Annotated in this window: 22 protein-coding genes and 1 pseudogene; 16 read left to right on the forward strand and 7 right to left on the reverse strand. The window is 66.8% G+C overall.

The genetic code is table 11. The annotated features are described in order from the left end of the window. Positions 1-7 precede the first annotated feature (7 nt). The 14 genes from EZJ19_RS10790 (at position 8) to EZJ19_RS10855 (ending at position 12762) form a co-directional block, all read left to right on the forward strand. The gene (locus EZJ19_RS10790; RefSeq protein ID WP_131447460.1) at positions 8-847 is read left to right on the forward strand and encodes a ParB/RepB/Spo0J family partition protein; all 840 of its coding nucleotides are present in this window, start codon (positions 8-10) and stop codon (positions 845-847) included. Between the two features lie 93 nt (positions 848-940). Then, the gene (locus EZJ19_RS10795; protein ID WP_131447462.1) at positions 941-1309 is read left to right on the forward strand and encodes an ATP synthase subunit I; all 369 of its coding nucleotides are present in this window, start codon (positions 941-943) and stop codon (positions 1307-1309) included. 2 nt (positions 1310-1311) lie between these two features. Next, positions 1312-2211: a F0F1 ATP synthase subunit A gene (gene atpB, locus EZJ19_RS10800; RefSeq protein ID WP_131447464.1), complete on the forward strand. Its 900-nt coding sequence runs from the start codon at positions 1312-1314 to the stop codon at positions 2209-2211. Positions 2212-2257: 46 nt separating this feature from the next. Next, positions 2258-2497 carry a F0F1 ATP synthase subunit C gene (atpE, locus tag EZJ19_RS10805; RefSeq protein ID WP_131447466.1) on the forward strand — a complete coding sequence of 80 codons (240 nt, stop codon included), beginning with the start codon at positions 2258-2260 and terminating at the stop codon, positions 2495-2497. A gap of 40 nt (positions 2498-2537) precedes the next feature. After that, on the forward strand, positions 2538-3008 hold the full coding sequence (locus tag EZJ19_RS10810) for a F0F1 ATP synthase subunit B (protein WP_131447468.1): 471 nt from the start codon (positions 2538-2540) through the stop codon (positions 3006-3008). 2 nt (positions 3009-3010) lie between these two features. Next, positions 3011-3547 carry a F0F1 ATP synthase subunit delta gene (locus tag EZJ19_RS10815; RefSeq protein WP_131447469.1) on the forward strand — a complete coding sequence of 179 codons (537 nt, stop codon included), beginning with the start codon at positions 3011-3013 and terminating at the stop codon, positions 3545-3547. Positions 3548-3567: 20 nt separating this feature from the next. After that, positions 3568-5109: a F0F1 ATP synthase subunit alpha gene (gene atpA, locus EZJ19_RS10820; protein WP_131447471.1), complete on the forward strand. Its 1542-nt coding sequence runs from the start codon at positions 3568-3570 to the stop codon at positions 5107-5109. A 13-nt stretch (positions 5110-5122) separates the two neighbouring features. Beyond that, on the forward strand, positions 5123-5983 hold the full coding sequence (gene atpG, locus EZJ19_RS10825; protein ID WP_131447473.1) for a F0F1 ATP synthase subunit gamma: 861 nt from the start codon (positions 5123-5125) through the stop codon (positions 5981-5983). Between the two features lie 27 nt (positions 5984-6010). Continuing rightward, complete coding sequence (gene atpD, locus EZJ19_RS10830) at positions 6011-7390, forward strand: F0F1 ATP synthase subunit beta (protein WP_131447475.1); 1380 nt, start codon at positions 6011-6013, stop codon at positions 7388-7390. 12 nt (positions 7391-7402) lie between these two features. Next, positions 7403-7828: a F0F1 ATP synthase subunit epsilon gene (locus EZJ19_RS10835; RefSeq protein WP_131447477.1), complete on the forward strand. Its 426-nt coding sequence runs from the start codon at positions 7403-7405 to the stop codon at positions 7826-7828. Positions 7829-7918: 90 nt separating this feature from the next. Continuing rightward, a complete protein-coding gene (gene glmU / locus EZJ19_RS10840; RefSeq protein WP_206199406.1) occupies positions 7919-9292 on the forward strand; it encodes a bifunctional UDP-N-acetylglucosamine diphosphorylase/glucosamine-1-phosphate N-acetyltransferase GlmU in 1374 nt (457 codons plus the stop codon). Positions 9293-9304: 12 nt separating this feature from the next. Next, positions 9305-11134, forward strand: a complete 1830-nt coding sequence (gene glmS, locus EZJ19_RS10845; RefSeq protein ID WP_131447479.1) for a glutamine--fructose-6-phosphate transaminase (isomerizing) — start codon at positions 9305-9307, stop codon at positions 11132-11134. An 86-nt stretch (positions 11135-11220) separates the two neighbouring features. Continuing rightward, a complete protein-coding gene (locus tag EZJ19_RS10850; RefSeq protein WP_131447481.1) occupies positions 11221-12525 on the forward strand; it encodes an Hsp70 family protein in 1305 nt (434 codons plus the stop codon). Between the two features lie 12 nt (positions 12526-12537). Beyond that, positions 12538-12762, forward strand: a complete 225-nt coding sequence (locus EZJ19_RS10855) for a DUF3820 family protein (RefSeq protein WP_131447483.1) — start codon at positions 12538-12540, stop codon at positions 12760-12762. A gap of 40 nt (positions 12763-12802) precedes the next feature. Here the strand turns inward: EZJ19_RS10855 and EZJ19_RS16695 are convergent, their stop codons facing one another. Both EZJ19_RS16695 and EZJ19_RS16700 read right to left on the reverse strand, forming a co-directional pair. Then, a complete protein-coding gene (locus EZJ19_RS16695; protein WP_338069429.1) occupies positions 12803-13630 on the reverse strand; it encodes a helicase-related protein in 828 nt (275 codons plus the stop codon). Beyond that, positions 13627-14271 (reverse strand): DEAD/DEAH box helicase, encoded by a 645-nt coding sequence (locus EZJ19_RS16700; protein WP_338069430.1) that lies wholly within the window; start codon positions 14269-14271, stop codon positions 13627-13629. The genes EZJ19_RS16695 and EZJ19_RS16700 overlap by 4 nt, the downstream gene beginning before the upstream one ends. 171 nt (positions 14272-14442) lie before the next feature. Between EZJ19_RS16700 and EZJ19_RS10865 the strand changes: the two genes are divergently transcribed. Beyond that, positions 14443-14721 (forward strand): hypothetical protein, encoded by a 279-nt coding sequence (locus tag EZJ19_RS10865; RefSeq protein ID WP_131447485.1) that lies wholly within the window; start codon positions 14443-14445, stop codon positions 14719-14721. Positions 14722-14785: 64 nt separating this feature from the next. Here EZJ19_RS10865 and EZJ19_RS10870 read toward each other — a convergent pair whose 3' ends face one another. The 3 genes from EZJ19_RS10870 to EZJ19_RS10880 all read right to left on the reverse strand — a co-directional run bounded on the left by EZJ19_RS10870 (position 14786) and on the right by EZJ19_RS10880 (position 16214). Beyond that, the gene (locus EZJ19_RS10870; RefSeq protein ID WP_131447487.1) at positions 14786-15277 is read right to left on the reverse strand and encodes a GNAT family N-acetyltransferase; all 492 of its coding nucleotides are present in this window, start codon (positions 15275-15277) and stop codon (positions 14786-14788) included. Positions 15278-15563: 286 nt separating this feature from the next. Then, positions 15564-15863, reverse strand: a complete 300-nt coding sequence (locus EZJ19_RS10875) for a TusE/DsrC/DsvC family sulfur relay protein (protein ID WP_131447489.1) — start codon at positions 15861-15863, stop codon at positions 15564-15566. Between the two features lie 153 nt (positions 15864-16016). Next, complete coding sequence (locus EZJ19_RS10880) at positions 16017-16214, reverse strand: Hpt domain-containing protein (RefSeq protein WP_240754743.1); 198 nt, start codon at positions 16212-16214, stop codon at positions 16017-16019. A gap of 29 nt (positions 16215-16243) precedes the next feature. Here EZJ19_RS10880 and EZJ19_RS10885 point away from each other — a divergent pair, with 29 nt between their 5' ends. Then, entirely contained in the window at positions 16244-16597 is a 354-nt protein-coding gene (locus tag EZJ19_RS10885) for a response regulator (RefSeq protein WP_206199407.1), read from the forward strand. Between the two features lie 72 nt (positions 16598-16669). Here EZJ19_RS10885 and EZJ19_RS16805 read toward each other — a convergent pair. Together EZJ19_RS16805 and EZJ19_RS10895 are read right to left on the reverse strand one after the other, a co-directional pair. Then, a pseudogene (locus EZJ19_RS16805) lies at positions 16670-17209 on the reverse strand (HDOD domain-containing protein); the annotation flags it as partial. Next, complete coding sequence (locus tag EZJ19_RS10895) at positions 17164-17382, reverse strand: hypothetical protein (protein WP_131447495.1); 219 nt, start codon at positions 17380-17382, stop codon at positions 17164-17166. The pseudogene EZJ19_RS16805 and the gene EZJ19_RS10895, both read right to left, overlap by 46 nt. Between the last annotated feature and the right edge of the window lie 16 nt (positions 17383-17398).

Consider the following 17398-nt stretch of genomic DNA (forward strand, 5'->3'; position numbering starts at 1 on the left):
AGGCAAGATGGCGAAACTGAAGGGATTGGGACGGGGCCTCGATGCCCTATTGGCCGAGGGCGAGACCCCGGAGGGCGAGCGCTTGTTGACGTTGCCGTTGACCAGCCTGGCGCCCGGGCGCTACCAGCCGCGCACCCGGATGGACGAGTCGGCGCTCGCCGAACTGGCCGATTCGATCCGGTCGCAGGGGCTCATGCAGCCCATCCTGGCGCGTTCCATCGCCGGCGGCAAGTACGAGATCATCGCCGGCGAAAGGCGCTGGCGCGCCAGCCAACTGGCCGGCCTGAAGGAAGTCCCCGTGCTGGTGCGCGACGTCCCGGACGAGGCGGCCCTAAAGATGGCCCTGATCGAGAACATCCAGCGGGAAGACCTGAATCCGCTCGAAGAGGCACTCGGCCTGCAGCGTCTGATCAGTGAGTTCACCATGACCCACCAGAGCGTGGCGGAATCGGTCGGCCGCTCGCGCACCGCGGTGACCAACCTGCTGCGCCTGCTCAACCTCGCCAAGCCGGTGCAGACCCTGATGATGGACGGGCAGTTGGACATGGGCCACGGCCGCGCCCTGCTCGCCCTCTCCAACACGCGCCAGGTCGAGGCCGCCGGCGAGATCGTCAAGCGTGACCTGTCGGTCCGCGAGACCGAGCGCCTGGTCGATCGCCTGCTCAAGCCGGCGGCCCCGAAGCCGGAGGAGAAGAAGGATCGCGACGTCATCCGACTGGAGGAGTCGCTCTCCGAACGCCTGGCCACCAAGGTTTCCATCAACGCCAACCGCAAGGGTTCGGGTCGGTTGACGGTGGAATTCGCGAGCCTCGACCAGTTGGACGAAATCCTGAAGCGGATCAAGTGAGTAGCATATGTGGAACAACGTGCACGGGCGAGAAATCATCAAAGGGTTTGATGATTGCATTAGCCTCCCTAATTGCTTTATCATAATCGTCTAATGTTATTGGCCGTTCGCCGTCCCTTGCTGTTGCAGGCGGGCGCTCTCGGCCTGTTGGCTTTGGCAGTTGGCGGATTCGGCGACATGGGGATCGCATTGGCGGTCGCGTATGGCGGCGCGGTTTCGGTACTGAACACGGCCTTGTTGTGGTGGCGTTGGTATCGCGGTGCACAGGACTTCCACTGCGATGGCGGCCGCCACCTGAGATCGTTCTACCGTTCCGCCATGGAGCGGTTTTTTGTTGTCGTCATAATGCTGGCGGCCGGTTTCGTCTGGATAGGGGACCATCCAGTGGCCTTGCTGGCGGGATTTATGTTTGGACAGGCGGCCTGGATAGCGGCCAGTCTGGCCTTGCGTGAGAGAACTTGACCATGTCCGCGGAAGCGCACACTTCTACTGAATATATCAAGCACCACCTGCAGAACCTGACCTACGGCAAGCTGCCTGCGGGTTACCAGCGCCATGACGGCGAGACGCTGCAAGCCGACACCTGGACCCTGGCGCATTCCCCGCAGGAAGCCAAGGACATGGGCTTCTCCGCCTTCAACGTCGACACCCTGGGCATCTCCCTGGTGCTCGGTCTCCTGTTCATCTGGCTGTTCCGCAAGGTTGCCAAGAGCGTCACCGCCGGCATCCCCGGCGGCGCCCAGAACTTCGTCGAATGGGTGATCGAGTTCATCGACAACAGCGTCAAGGGCTCGTTCACCGGCCGCAACCCGCTGGTCGCCCCCTTGGCCCTGACCATCTTCATCTGGATCTTTATGATGAACTTCATGGATCTGGTGCCCATCGACTGGATTCCGGGTGTCGCCACGCTGCTCGGCGTGCCCTACCTGAAGGCGGTGCCGACCACCGACCCGAACGCCACCTTCGGCATGTCCATCACCGTGTTCTTCCTGGTCCTCTACTACAGCGTCAAGATGAAGGGCCTCGGCGGCTTCGTCGGTGAGTTGACCCTGCAGCCGTTCGGCAAGTTCGGCCTGCCCGCCAACTTCTTCCTCGAAGGCGTGAACCTCCTGGCCAAGCCGGTTTCGCTGGCCCTGCGTCTGTTCGGCAACATGTACGCGGGCGAGATGATCTTCATTCTGATCGCGCTCATGGGCGGTGCCTGGGCGGGTGCCAGCATCGGCAACCTCACCCTGTTCGGCTCGCAGATCCTGCTCTCCCTGGGCTGGGCGATCTTCCACATCCTGATCGTCACCCTGCAGGCCTTCATCTTCATGACGCTGACCATCGTCTACCTGGACATGGCGCATCAGGAACACCACTGATTTCCCGAATCCCTGTCATTCCATCTTTAATCTCTAGGAGAAAACCATGACTGAAGTACAAGCCCTGCTGTTCATCGCTGGCGCCATCATGATGGGCCTGGGCGCGCTCGGCGCCTCCGTCGGTATCGGTATCCTCGGCGGCCGTTTCCTGGAAGGCGCCGCCCGCCAGCCCGAACTGATCCCGATGCTGCGTACCCAGTTCTTCATCGTCATGGGTCTGGTCGACGCCGTGCCGATGATCGCCGTCGGTCTGGCCATGTACGTCCTGTTCGCGGTCGCCGGCTGATAAAAGCGAGGTTGTCCGCCACCGGCAAGAAAGGTAACGCATGAACATCAATGCAACCCTGATCGCCCAGATGATCATGTTCGCCATCTTCGTATGGTTCTGCATGCGCTTCATCTGGCCGCCGATCGTCAACGCCCTGGATGCCCGCAAGAAGCAGATCGCCGACGGTTTGGCGGCTGCCGACCGCGGCAAGCACGAACTCGAGCTGGCCGCCAAGCGCGCCAGCGAATCGCTGCACGAAGCGAAGATGAAGGCTTCCGAGATCATCGCCCAGGCCGAAAAGCGCGCCGCCCAGATCGTCGACGACGCCAAGGTCGCCGCTCAGGCCGAGGGTGACCGCCAACTGGCCGCCGCCCAGGCCAACATCCAGCAGGAAGTCTTCCGTGCCCGCGAGCAGCTGCGCGGTCAGGTGGCCGCCCTGGTGGTCGCCGGCGCCGAGAAGGTGCTGCGCCGCGAAGTCGACGCCAAGGTGCATGCCGACCTGCTCGAAGCGGTGACGAACGAGCTCTGACCATGGCCGAGATCACCACCATCGCCCGTCCCTACGCTGAAGCCGTAGCCAAGCTGGCCGGCGAGAGCCAGGCCTGGCAGGCCTGGTCGGCCATGCTGGCGGCTGCCGCCCAGGTCGCCGCCGATCCGCAGATCGCCGCCTTGGCCGGCAACCCGGCCATTCCGGCCGAGCGCGTCGCCGACGTGATTGTCTCCGTGTGCGGCAAGGCCCTGAACGACGAAGGCGCCAACTTCGTCCGCCTGCTGGCCGACAACAAGCGCTTCAACGTCCTGCCCGAGATCGCCGCCCTGTTCGAAGAGATCAAGGCCGCCCAGGAAGGCACGCTGGAAGCGCGCGTCACGACCGCTTTCGAACTCTCCGCCGCGCAGATGAGCGCCCTGGTGGCGAAGCTCGAAGCGAAGTTCGGCCACAAGGTCAACGCCAGCCAGGAGGTGGATACCTCCCTGATCGGCGGCGTGGTGGTCCAGGTCGGCGACGAGGTCATGGATGCGTCGGTGCGCGGCCGCCTTGAAGGCATGGCTGCCACCCTGAAAGCTTGATAAGAGAATCTGGAGTTACTATGCAACTCAATCCGTCTGAAATCAGCGAGCTGATCAAGAGCAAGATCCAGAACCTGGAGACCGGCTCCGAGCTCCGTACCCAGGGGACGGTGGTTTCCGTCACCGACGGCATCGTGCGCGTCCATGGCCTCACCGAGGTCATGCAGGGCGAAATGCTGGAATTCCCCGGCAACACCATGGGCATGGCCCTGAACCTGGAGCGCGACTCCGTCGGTGCCGTGGTGCTGGGCGAATACGAACACATCACCGAAGGCGACATCGTCAAGTGCACCGGCCGCATCCTGGAAGTGCCGGTCGGCGAAGGCCTGCTCGGCCGCGTGGTCAACGCCCTGGGCCAGCCGATCGACGGCAAGGGCCCGATCAACACCACCGCGACCAGCCCGATCGAGAAGATCGCCCCCGGCGTGATCGCCCGCCAGTCCGTCTCCCAGCCGGTGCAGACCGGCCTGAAGTCGGTCGACGCCATGGTGCCCATCGGCCGCGGCCAACGCGAACTGATCATCGGCGACCGCCAGACCGGTAAGACCGCCGTCGCCATCGACGCGATCATCAACCAGAAGGGCACCGGCGTTAAGTGCATCTACGTCGCCGTGGGCCAGAAGGCTTCCTCCATCGCCAACGTGGTGCGCAAGCTGGAAGAGCACGGCGCCATGGACCACACCATCGTCGTGGCCGCCACTTCCTCCGATCCGGCCGCGATGCAGTTCATCGCCCCCTACGCCGGTTGCTCGATGGGCGAGTACTTCCGCGACATCGGCCAGGACGCCCTGATCGTCTACGACGATCTCACCAAGCAAGCCTGGGCCTACCGCCAGATCTCCCTGCTGCTGCGCCGTCCGCCGGGCCGCGAAGCCTACCCGGGCGACGTCTTCTACCTGCACTCCCGCCTGCTCGAGCGTGCCGCCCGCGTCAACGCCGACTACGTCGAGAAGAAGACCGCTGGCGCCGTCAAGGGCCAGACCGGTTCGTTGACCGCCCTGCCGATCATCGAAACCCAGGCCGGCGACGTGTCCGCCTTCGTGCCGACCAACGTGATCTCCATCACGGACGGGCAGATCTTCCTGGAAACCGACCTCTTCAACGCCGGTATCCGCCCCGCCATCAACGCCGGCCTGTCGGTGTCCCGCGTCGGCGGCGCCGCCCAGACCAAGATCATCAAGAAGCTCGGCGGCGGCGTCCGTCTGGCCCTGGCCCAGTACCGCGAGCTGGCCGCCTTCGCCCAGTTCGCCTCCGACCTGGACGAAGTCACCCGCAAGCAGCTCGAGCGCGGCAAGATGGTCACCGAACTGATGAAGCAGCTCCAGTACGCGCCCATGAGCGTGACCGAGATGGCCATCACCCTGTTCGCCGTCAACCGCGGCTACATGGATGACGTCGAGGTCAAGCGCGCCCTGGCCTTCGAAGCCTCGCTGCAGTCCTTCCTGAAGGGCAAGTACGCCGGGCTCCTGGCCAAGATCGCCGAGACCAACGACCTCAGCGCCGACAGCGAGAAGGAACTCGCTGCCGCCATCGAGGACTTCAAGGCCTCCGCCGCCTACTGATCGGGACTGAACGATGGCCGCCGGAAAAGAGATCCGCACCAAGATCAAGAGCGTGGAGAACACGCGCAAGATCACCAAGGCCATGGAAATGGTCGCCGCGTCCAAGATGCGCAAGGCGCAGGAGCGCATGAAGCATGCGCGTCCCTACGCCGAGAAGATCGGCAACGTGGCGGCCCATTTCAGCCAGGCCCATCCCGAGTACCGGCATCCCTTCGTCGAGCACCGTGAGCAGATCAAGCGCGTCGGCCTGATCGTCGTCACCACCGACAAGGGCCTGTGCGGTGCCCTCAACACCAACGCCCTGCGTCTCGCGCTCACCAAGCTGAAGGACTGGGACGGCCAGAACATCGAGGTGGATGTCACCACGATCGGCAACAAGGGTGCCGGCTTCATGCAGCGCCTGGGTGCCAATATCGCCTCGCAGGTCACCGGCCTGGGCGATACGCCGCACATGGAACGCCTGATCGGGCCCGTGCAGGTCATGCTGGACAACTTCAAGTCCGGCCGCATCGACGCCCTGTACCTGATCTATTCGCGCTTCATCAACACCATGAAGCAGGAAGTCGCCTTCACCCAGCTCCTGCCGCTCGCGGCCGAGCCGGAGGCCGAGCCGACCCACTGGGACTACATCTACGAGCCCGAGGCCAAAGGGGTCGTCGACGGCCTGATGGTGCGCTACGTCGAGGCGCTGATCTACCAGGCGGTGGCCGAGAACATGGCCTGCGAACAGTCCGCCCGGATGGTCGCCATGAAGGCCGCCTCGGACAACGCCAAGACCGTGATCGAGGAACTGAAGCTGGTCTACAACAAGACCCGCCAGGCCGCCATCACCAAGGAACTCAGCGAGATCGTGGCGGGCGCCGCGGCCGTGTAACGGATTCAATACTTAGGAAATACTGCGATGAGCGAAGGAAAAATCGTACAAATCATCGGCGCCGTGGTGGACATGGAGTTCCCGCGCGGCCACCTGCCCAAGGTCTATGACGCCGTCAAGATAGACTCCCCGGCGCTCACCTTCGAGGTGCAGCAGCAACTGGGTGACGGCATCGTCCGGACCATCGCCATGGGCTCCACCGACGGTCTCCGTCGCGGCATGCCCGTGCAGGATACCGGCGCCCCCATCCAGGTGCCGGTCGGCCAGGCCACCCTGGGCCGCATCATGGACGTCCTGGGCGAGCCGGTCGACGAGGCCGGCCCGGTCAACGCCGAAACCCGCATGCCCATTCACCGCAAGGCTCCGGCCTACGCGGACCAGGCGTCCGCCGTGGAAATCCTGGAAACCGGCATCAAGGTCATCGACCTGATCATGCCGATCGCCAAGGGCGGCAAGGTGGGCCTGTTCGGCGGCGCCGGCGTGGGCAAGACCGTGACCCTGATGGAACTGATCCGTAACATCGCCGTCGAGCACAGCGGCTTCTCCGTGTTCGCCGGCGTCGGCGAGCGGACCCGCGAGGGCAACGACTTCTATCACGAAATGAAGGAAGGTGGCGTTCTCGACAAGGTGTCCCTGGTCTACGGCCAGATGAACGAGCCGCCGGGCAACCGTCTGCGCGTCGCCCTGACCGGCCTGACCATGGCCGAGTACTTCCGCGACGAAGGCCGCGACGTGCTGTTCTTCGTCGACAACATCTACCGCTACACCCTGGCCGGTACCGAAGTGTCCGCCCTACTCGGCCGGATGCCTTCCGCCGTGGGCTACCAGCCGACCCTGGCCTCGGAAATGGGCGCCCTGCAGGAACGGATCACCTCCACCCGCACCGGCTCCATCACCTCCTTCCAGGCCGTCTACGTGCCTGCCGACGACTTGACCGACCCGTCCCCGGCGACCACCTTCGCCCACTTGGACGCCACCCTGGTGCTGTCCCGTCAGGTGGCCGAGCTGGGTATCTACCCGGCCGTCGACCCGCTCGACTCCACCTCCCGGATTCTGGATCCGCTGGTGGTCGGCGAGGAGCACTACTCCGTGGCCCGTTCCGTGCAGGCCACGCTGCAGCGCTACAAGGAACTGCGCGACATCATCGCCATTCTCGGCATGGACGAACTCTCCCCCGAGGACAAGCTGGTCGTCTCCCGCGCCCGGAAGATCCAGCGCTTCCTGTCGCAGCCCTTCTTCGTGGCCGAGGCCTTCACCGGCGCCCCGGGCAAGTACGTCTCCCTGAAGGACACCATCGCCGCCTTCAAGGCGATCGTGGCCGGCGAATACGACCACCTGCCCGAGCAGGCCTTCTACATGGTCGGCACCATCGAGGAAGCCGCCGAGAAGGCCAAGACCATTCAGTAAGGAACAGCCACCATGGCCATGACCATTCATCTCGACATCGTGAGCGCGGAAGCCTCCATCTACTCGGGTCTCGCCGAGTTCGTGGTGGTCCCCGCCGAGATGGGCGAGGTGGGCATCTACCCCCGCCACGCCCCTCTGCTCACCCGGATCAAGCCCGGTTCGGTGCGCATCAAGGCCCCGGATCGCGACGAAGAGGACCTGATCTACGTCTCCGGCGGCATCCTGGAAGTGCAGCCGGGTGTGGTGACCATCCTGTCCGATACCGCCATCCGCGGCGCCGACCTTGACGAGGCCAGGGTCCTGGAGGCCAAGAAGCAGGCCGAGGAGGCCATGGCCAACCGGACCGGTGCCATGGAGTACGCCCAGGCCCAGGCCGAACTGGCCGAGGCCGTGGCCCAACTGGCGGCCATCGACAAGCTGCGCAAGCATCGTCATTGAGCCAGCCGGAACGGCGCAAAATGGGCAGCCTCGGCTGCCCTTTTGTTTTTCCGTGCCCGTATAATTTGCCGACCTGATGGACCCGCACCCATGACCCGTCCCCTGACCGTAGTCGTCCTCGCCGCCGGCAAAGGCACCCGGATGCAGTCCGACCTGCCCAAGGTGCTGCACCCACTGGCCGGCCGTCCCCTAATCGGCCATGTCCTGGCCGCCGCCGACAGCCTCGGCCCCGACGGCATCTGCGTGGTCTACGGTCATGGCGGCGAGACGCTGCCGAAAACGGTCGGCCGCGCCGACCTGGCCTGGGCACTGCAGGAGCCGCAGCTGGGCACCGGCCACGCCGTCCAGCAGGCCATGCCGCACGTCGATCCGGCCGGCGACGTCCTGATCCTGTACGGCGACGTCCCCCTGATCCGTCCGGACACCCTCGCCGAGATGGTCATGATCGCCCGTGAGGGCGCCCTGGCATTGCTCACGGTCGAGTTGGCCGACCCGGCCGGCTACGGCCGCATCGTGCGCAACGCGCGCGGCCAGGTCGAGGCCATCGTCGAGCACAAGGACGCCGACCCCGAGCAACTGGCCATCCGTGAGGTCAACACCGGAATTCTCTGCCTGCCCGCCGCCAAGCTGGCGGCCTGGCTCGCCCGCCTGTCCAACGACAACGCCCAGGGCGAGTACTACCTGACCGACGTGATCGCCATGGCGGCCGGCGAAGGTGAGCGCATACTTCCCTGCCACCCCGCTGCCGAGTGGGAGGTCCTGGGCGTCAACAGCCGAGCCCAGCTGGCCGGCCTCGAGCGCCGCCTGCAGGCCACCATCGCCGACGCCCTGATGGCCGCCGGCGTCACCCTCGTCGACCCCGCCCGCCTGGACGTCCGGGGCCGTCTCGAGTGCGGCCGGGACTGTCTGATCGACGTCAACTGCGTTTTCGAAGGCCACGTGGTCTTGGGGGACAACGTGAAAGTGGGCGCTAACTGCGTGATTCGCGACGCGGTCCTTGGCGACGGCGTCGAGGTCAAGGCCTTCTGCCACCTCGACGGCGCCAAAATCGGCGCCCAGGCGATCATCGGCCCGTATGCCCGCCTGCGCCCGGGTACCGCCCTGGCCGAGGCGGTGCACATCGGCAACTTCGTCGAGTTGAAGAATGCCCAGGTCGGCTACAACTCCAAGATCAACCACCTCTCCTACGTCGGCGACGCCAGCGTGGGCGCCCGGGTGAACATCGGCGCGGGCACCATCACCTGCAACTACGACGGCGTCAACAAGCACCGCACGGTGATCGAGGACGAGGCCTTCATCGGCTCCGACACCCAGCTGGTCGCCCCCGTCACGGTCGGGCGCGGCGCCACCCTGGGCGCCGGCACCACCCTGACCAAGGACGCCCCCGCCGAGCAGCTGACCCTGTCGCGTGCCAAGCAACTGACCATGCCGGGCTGGAAGCGCCCGGTGAAGCGGCCAAAGTAAGAGGAATCGAGCATGTGCGGAATCGTCGGTGCGATCGCCGGGCGCGACATCGTCCCCATCCTCATCGAGGGCCTCAAGCGCCTGGAGTATCGCGGCTACGACTCGGCCGGCGCCGCGGTCCTGCACGACGGCCGCCTGGAACGCATCCGCCGCGTCGGCCGGGTCGCCGAGATGGCCGCCAGTGCCGCGACCCAGGGCCTGGCCGGGACGCTGGGCATCGGCCACACGCGTTGGGCGACGCACGGCGGCGTCACCGAGTACAACGCCCATCCGCACATCTCGCGGGGCGAGATCGCCCTGGTCCACAACGGCATCATCGAGAACCATGAGGAACAGCGGCGGCGCCTGACCGAACTCGGCTACCAGTTCGAATCGCAGACCGACACCGAGGTGATCGCCCACCTGGTCCACCACTATTACGGCCGCGACCACGACCTGTTCCGGGCCACCCGGGCGGCGGTCGCCGAGCTCAAGGGCGCCTATGCGATCGGCGTCGTCGCCCTCGCCTCGCCCGACCAGATTTGCTGTGCGCGCATGGGCTGCCCGCTCCTCATCGGCCGCGGCGAGGGCGAGAACTACTTCGCCTCCGACGTCTCCGCACTGCTCGCCGAGACCCGCCGGGTGATCTACCTGGATGAGGGCGATGTCGCCGCCGTCACCCGCGACGGCGTCGAGATCGTCGACCGCGAAGGCCATCCGGTCACCCGCCCGGAGCGCCTGTCGACCGTCGCCGCCGACGCCATCGAGCTGGGTCCCTACGACCACTACATGCAGAAGGAGATCCACGAGCAGCCGCGCGCCACCGCCGACACGCTGGAAGGCGTCATCGACGCCGGCGTCGTGCCGGCGTTGTTCGGCAGCGACGCGGCCACCGTTTTCGCCGAGGTCGACAGCGTCCTCATCCTGGCCTCGGGCACCAGCTACTACGCCGGCCTGGTCGGCCGGCAGTGGCTGGAGTCGCTCGCCGGCATCCCCTGCAACGTCGAACTCGGCCACGAATACCGCTACCGCGACTCCATCCCCAATCCGCGCCAGCTGGTGGTCACCATCTCGCAGTCCGGCGAGACCCTGGACACCATGGAGGCCCTGAAGCGGGCCAAGGCGCTCGGCCACGCCCATACCCTGTCGATCTGCAACGTCCAGGAAAGCGCCTTGCCGCGTGCTTCCAGGCTGGTGTTCTACACGCGCGCCGGCGCCGAGATCGGCGTCGCCTCGACCAAGGCCTTCACCACCCAGCTGTGCGCCCTGTTCATCCTTGCCCTCACCCTGGCCAAGCAGCGCGGCCGGCTGGCTGCCGATGCCGAAGCCGGCCACCTGGAGGCACTGCGCCAGCTCCCCGGCAGTGTCCAGCACGCCCTCAACCTGGAACCGCAGATCAAGGTTTGGGCCGAGCAGTTCGCCGACAAGGACCACGCCCTCTTCCTCGGCCGCGGCCTGCACTACCCGATTGCCCTGGAAGGCGCCCTCAAGCTCAAGGAAATCTCCTACATCCACGCCGAGGCCTATCCGGCCGGGGAACTGAAACACGGCCCCCTGGCACTGGTCGACGACAAGATGCCGGTGGTGGTCATCGCCCCCAACGACAGCCTGCTCGAGAAGGTGAAGTCCAATATGCAGGAGGTCCGCGCCCGCGGCGGCCAGCTCTATGTCTTCGCCGATCTGGACAGCCATTTCAGCGCCACCGACGCCGTGCACGTCATCCGCACGCCGCGCCACGCCGGCCTGCTGTCGCCGATCATACATGCCATCCCGGTGCAGCTGCTCGCCTATCACGCGGCCCTGCGCAAGGGTACCGACGTCGACAAGCCGCGCAACCTGGCCAAGTCCGTCACCGTCGAGTGACGGGGCCCGGCCGCCGGGAGCCGCCGTATACTACGCGCCTGCCGGTCCGGCCTGACCGTGCCGGCGCCGGAAAACCTCGACCTCCCATGCCTCGCAGACCGCGTCCCACCCGTTCCGCTCGCGCCAGCGCCGGCGGCGCCATCGTCGCCATCGACTTCGGCACCTCCAATTCCACCGCCGGATATCCGAGCGCCGCGGGACCGGTGCTGGTGCCGCTGGAAGCGGATCACGCCACCATTCCGAGCGCGATCTTCTTCAACACCGAGGACGAGTGCATCCAGTTCGGGCGCAGTGCCATCGAGTCCTACACCCAACACTACGAGGGTCGTCTGCTGCGGGCGCTGAAGAGCGTCCTGGGCAGCGCGCTGATCGAGGAGACGACGCCGGTCGGCAACCAGCGGATCGCCTTCAAGGACATCATCGGACTGTTCCTGCGCCACCTGAAGGCCCGGGCCGAGGCCGGGATGGGGGCGGCCGCCGAAGCGGTTGTCCTGGGCCGGCCGGTCCATTTCGTGGACGACGACGATGCCCGCGACCGGGCGGCCCAGGACCAGTTGGAGGCCATTGCCCGCGAGGCCGGTTTCAAGCAGGTGGATTTCCAGTACGAGCCCATTGCGGCGGCGCTCGACTACGAGGCCGGGATCGACGCCGAGGAACTGGCGCTGATCGCCGACCTGGGCGGCGGCACGGCGGACATCTCCATCGTCCGGGTCTCGCCGGCGCGCCACCTGAAGGCGGACCGCAAGGCCGACGTACTGGCCAATGCCGGGGTCCACATCGGCGGTACCGACTACGACAAGCGGCTGAGCCTCGACCAGGTCATGCCGCATCTGGGCTACCGGAGCCACCATCGCCTACACCCCGACCGCGAGCTGCCGGCCCCGGTGTATTTCGATCTCGCCACCTGGCACCGCATCGTCCTGCTCAACGACAACCGCACGGCCTCGTTGTTGAAGGAGCTGCACCACGTCGCGGCGCAGCCGGCCCTGGTGCATCGCCTGGCCCGCGTCATCCGCGAGCGGACCGGCCACCAGTTGGCCGGCGATGTGGAAACCGCCAAGATCGCCCTGTCGGATGCGGCGAACGTCGCGCTGGCGTTGCCCTATGTCGACGACGGCCTGGTCGTCGAGCTCTCACGCGCGGCCTTCGAACGGGCCACCGGCGCCGAGACGGAGAAGATCGCCGCCAGCATCCACGCCTGTCTGAACCAGGCCGGCGTGCCGGCCACGGCGATCACCACGCTGTTCCTCACCGGCGGCACTTCGGCAATTCCCTCGGTACGCGCGGCCTGCCGGGCAAGCGTGCCGAATGCCCGTTTGGTCGAGGGCGACCGCTTCGGCAGCGTCGGCCTCGGTCTGACCATCCACGCCGGCGTGCGCGCCCACGGCTGAGGCGCGCGCGACGTGAAGCGCGAGGACCTGGAACGGCTGGTCAGCGTCGAAATGCCCTTCGGCAAGCACAAGGGCTGGCTTATCGCCGACCTGCCCGGCCACTACCTGAACTGGTTCGCCCGGGAAGGCTTTCCCACAGGCGAGATCGGCCGTCTGCTGGCCCTGATGCAGGAGATGGACCACAACGGCCTGCGGCCGTTGCTTGATCCACTACGGTCCCGACCGGCCGCCAAATAGCTTCCCCCAGGGCACACTCGGGCGCTTCGGGACGAACGCCTCAGCCCTTCGGCCGCCGCCTGATGCTGGCGTTGGCCCGCGACGGCCGGCCGTCGAAGGCGGCATCGAGGGCACGCACCTTCACGCTCTTGCCCTTGAGCTTGCCGTCGGCCAGCCGGCTTTGCGCCTTCAGGGCGATCTCCCGCGCCACCGCGACATAGGTGACGCTGTCCGTGACGTTGATCTTGCCCACCTGCTCGGCCTTGAAACCGGCCTCCCCGGTGAGCGCGCCCAGCACGTCGCCGGGCCGGATCTTGTCCTTGCGCCCGCCCAGTATCTGCAGGGTCACCATCGGCGCCCGCAGGGGCTGGCCGCTGGCGGCGGACAGCTCGTCGATCGGGTGCCATTCCACCTCCGTGCCCAGGACCTTGGCGATCTCGTCGACCCGGCGCATCTGGTTGCGGCTGGCGAGGCTGAGCGCCCAGCCGTCCTGGTCGGCCCGGCCGGTGCGGCCGATGCGGTGGATGTAGATCTCCGGGTCCGGCGTCACGTCCACGTTGATCACCGCCTCCAGCTGGGCGATATCGAGCCCCCGGGCCGCCACGTCGGTGGCCACCAGCACCGAACAGCTGCGGTTGGCGAACTGGATCAAGACCTGGTCGCGGTCGCGCTGCTCCAGTTCGCCGTGCAGCGCCAGGGCGTCGAAGCCCGCCTCCCGCAGCACCTGGAGCAGGTCCCGGCATTGCTGGCGGGTGTTGCAGAAGGCCAGGGTGCTGACCGGCCGGTAGTGGTTCAGCAGGCGCACCACCGCGTCTAGCCGTGTCTCGTTGCTGACCTCGTAGAAGCGCTGGCGGATCTTGTCCGCCTCGTGCAGGTCGGTGAGCTTCACCTCCCGGGCTTGTGCAGGAACTTCCGGCCCAGGTCGACGACGCCTTCGGGGTAGGTGGCCGAGAACAGCAGCGTCTGGCGCGCCTTCGGACAGCGCCGGGCGATGTAGACGATGTCGTCGTGGAAGCCCATGTCGAGCATGCGGTCGGCCTCGTCCAGCACCAGGGTGTTGAGGGCGTCGAGGTTCAGGCTTTCCCGTTGCAGGTGATCCATGATGCGGCCCGGCGTGCCCACCACGATGTGGGCGCCGTGGGCCAGGCTGGCCATCTGCGGGCGCATCACGCTGCCACCCACCAGCGACAACACCTTGATGTTGTCCTCGCTGCGCGCCAGGCGGCGGATCTCCTGGGTCACCTGGTCGGCCAGTTCGCGGGTCGGGCACAGCACCAGGGCCTGCACCTCGAACCGGCTGACGTCGAGGTTCGCCAGCAGGGTGAGGCCGAACACCGCGGTCTTGCCGCTGCCGGTCTTGGCCTGGGCGATCAGGTCGTGGCCGTCCAGGGTCACCGGCAGGCTCGCGGCCTGGATCGGCGTCATGTTCAGGTAGCCCAGCTGGCGCAGGTTGTCGATCACCGCCGGTGCCAGCGGCAGGCAACCGAACGGCGCGGAGAGGGCAGAATCGGATTGGGTATCTTCAGGCATGCCGGATTATACGGATGGGCTCGGCCGGACGGGGCATCGGGCGCTGACCGGCAAGTCGCTTCGGTGCCGCGGGCTGCCGCCGACTCGCACCTTTATTCGTGGCGAGGATTCGTGGAACCGCGCATGATCCCATCCGCGGCCGACTCATCGGCGCAGTGGAGGACATGGAAAGTGACCACCCGAATCAAGATAGCCGCCTGCGAGGTCCGCCTAGGCGATTTGATCTACAACGGCCTCGGTACCAGCAAGCATCCGACCGATACCTGGGAAGCCATCACCCAGGTCAATGCCGTCGATGGCTTCGTACAGTTGATTACCGGCCACCCCGACCTTCCCCCCGGTGAATTCTGGTTCGAGCCGGACGAACTCGTCGTCGTCATCCGTCATCCGCCGGCCGCGCCGGAGGCAGAGGCCGCCAAGCCCGAGCACAAGCATCGTCATCGTCATTAGGCGAGTTCCCGTGCCGCGCTGGGCTGGCGACTAGCAGGCGACGGCCGGGGCGGTCGGCAACCCGTCAGCGACGAAGCAGGGCCATCAGGTACCCGTCGAAATACCGGCCGTCGACGCAGAAATCCTGTCGTAGGACGCCTTCCGTGGCGAAGCCGAAGCGTTCATACAGCGACGTGGCCCGGCTGTTGTCCGCGCGTACCGTGAGCTGGATTCTCCGCAGGCCCTTGGCCCAGGCCTGGTCGATCGCCGCTTCCATCAGCATGGCGCCAATGCCCCGGCCGCGCGCAGGCGGCAGAACGCCGATCGTCAGCACCCCGACGTGGGTTCGCGCTTCACCCGGGGCCGGCAAGACGTCGCACCAGCCCAGGACTTCGTCGTCCACGGCGACGAACTGGCAGAGGTCACGGGCGATGTTGGTCCGCAGGGTGCCCAGCCACGCTTCCTTCGCGGGCGCTTGGAAGGACGCCAGGTATTGCCGCTCGCGCGCCACCGCGTCGAAAGCCGCATACAGGCCGTCCAGATGGCACTCGGCGGTTGGCAAGATCGCTAGGGGCATGGCGGTGCCGGAGGCAGATTCGGCGGCTCGATCGGATGGGGAGGCGTGCTGTGGCGGCATTGTGGTCCGCGCCCGGAGGACGCTCGAACCATCGAGCCTGGCAACGGTGTCCGGTCGTCGCCCGAATGGCCGGAACGCCGGAACGCAGCCGTCCGCAGATCGCGGCGCACGGCCCGGAGCGCCGGCGAAGGGTCCAGCGGGACCCGCCTGAACGGCGCTGGCCGGTCAGGCGGTCAAGCCGCGGGAACCGGTTCTTCGGCGGCGGCCTGTCGTGGCCTGAGTTCGATCAGACGCAGCCCGTCGGCTGGGGCAGGCCGCCGTACTTGGTGATCATCTTCATCGGCCCGCGCGGGAACAGGTCGTAGAGCGGCTGTGCCTTCCGGTCCATGCCATGCATCTTGGCGAATTCGCGTATGGGCGGTACGGCCTGGGTCTCGCTGTAGATCTCGCGGGCGGACCGGATGTACTTCACGTGCTCCTCGGTCAGCTCGAAGTTGTCGTCCAGCCGAGCGAGTTCATACATGACTTCCTCCGTCCAACTGGAGGGATCGACGAGATAGCCGTTGCCGGTGAGTTCAAGTTCCATGATATTCCTGCGTATAGTTGATCAGTTTGGTCAAGTATAACCGAATTCCGCATTGGAATAGAACCCGAGTTTATAGGACTGGCTCGATTCGCACATCGTCATCGGCCCGCCGGCGCCGGGGCGGGCGAAGTGGCCCTGCCGGTGGCCGGCGCCTCATTCCCGGGCGCGGAAGGCCTCGATGCGCTGGCTGGCCAGTTCGAATGCGGCGTCGAAGGCCCCGAGCTCGGCCCTGAGCACCTCGGTGTCACCCGCCTTGCCGGCCTGCTCCAGCTTCTCGCACAGGTCGCCCAGGCGCATCGCACCGACCGCACGGGCATTGGACTTGAGACCGTGGGCGATCTGGCCGGCCACGGCCGGCACGCAGCCTGGCGGGCCATCGGGTGCTGCTCGTCGAGGACAATGCGCTGAACCAGGAGCTGGCGACCGACCTGCTGGGCGACGTCGGTCTCCAGCCCGAGCTCGCCGCGAACGGTGCCGAGGCCGTGGCGGCCGTGCAGCGCAAGCGCTACGACCTGATCCTGATGGACGTCCAGATGCCGGTCATTGATGGCCTGGAGGCGACCCGGCGCGTCCGCCTGCTGCCCGGCTATGAGGAAACCCCCATCCTGGCGACGACGGCAAGCGCCTTCGAGGAGGACCGGAAACGCTGTCTCGAGGCCGGCATGGACGACTTCGTGGCGAAGCCGATCGACCCCGCGTTGCTGCGCGGCGCCTTGGCGCGCTGGCTGCCCTAGCGCGGGGGCGCGGCCGCCGACCTCGCCATGGTCCATGCCGAAGACGTCCCGCTCCACCTCGTGGCGGGGCCGGCCGTGCCGATGGACGGTCTCGCCGACCTGGAGGAACTTGCCCGGATAGAAGGCGTACATCCAGGCCTGGCCGATGTCGTGCAGCATGCCCGCGACCAGGCTCGGATGGGCGGGCAGGCCGCAGCGGCCGGCGAGTTCCTGGGCGCCGGCGCCGATCGCCAGGGAGTGCTGCCAGAACGACTGTTCGTGGTCGAGAAAGCGCATGAAATCGGCCAGGGTGACGATCAGGATGGTCTCCCGCAGGCGCTCCTGGCCCAGGCGCGCCATGACGGCGTGGACCTCGCGAGCAAAGGACTGCCCGGCCGGCGCGTCGTGCGCAGGCGCATGGCCGAGGATCCGGCTGAATACCAGGGGATCCCGATACAGGCTGGCGACGATGGTCTCCAGGCAGGCGTCCTCGTCGTCGAGGTTGTCCAACAGCTCGTTCACCGCGCCCGGGAAGGGCGGCAGCATGGAGAGGCTGTCGGCGACCAGCGTCGCCGAGACGTAGCCGGTCACGGCCGGCACCGGTAGCGCCGGATGGCCGCGAACAGCCCGCATTGGCCGGGCTCGCTGAGGTCGGCGTCGCGGAATATCGCCTCGACCCGGGCCTGGCCGGCGGGCAGGTCCAGGACGCCGCGGCCTTCGTTCGAACAGCGGATGGGCTGTGCCAGGATCATGCCGGCATGGAGCTGGAACAGGGGCAGGTGGCGCGGCCGCGCGGTGGCGGCCACACGGTCTCGACCCGGG

Origin of the sequence: Parasulfuritortus cantonensis, assembly GCF_004337445.1 — a bacterium.
Lineage (GTDB): Bacteria > Pseudomonadota > Gammaproteobacteria > Burkholderiales > Thiobacillaceae > Parasulfuritortus > Parasulfuritortus cantonensis.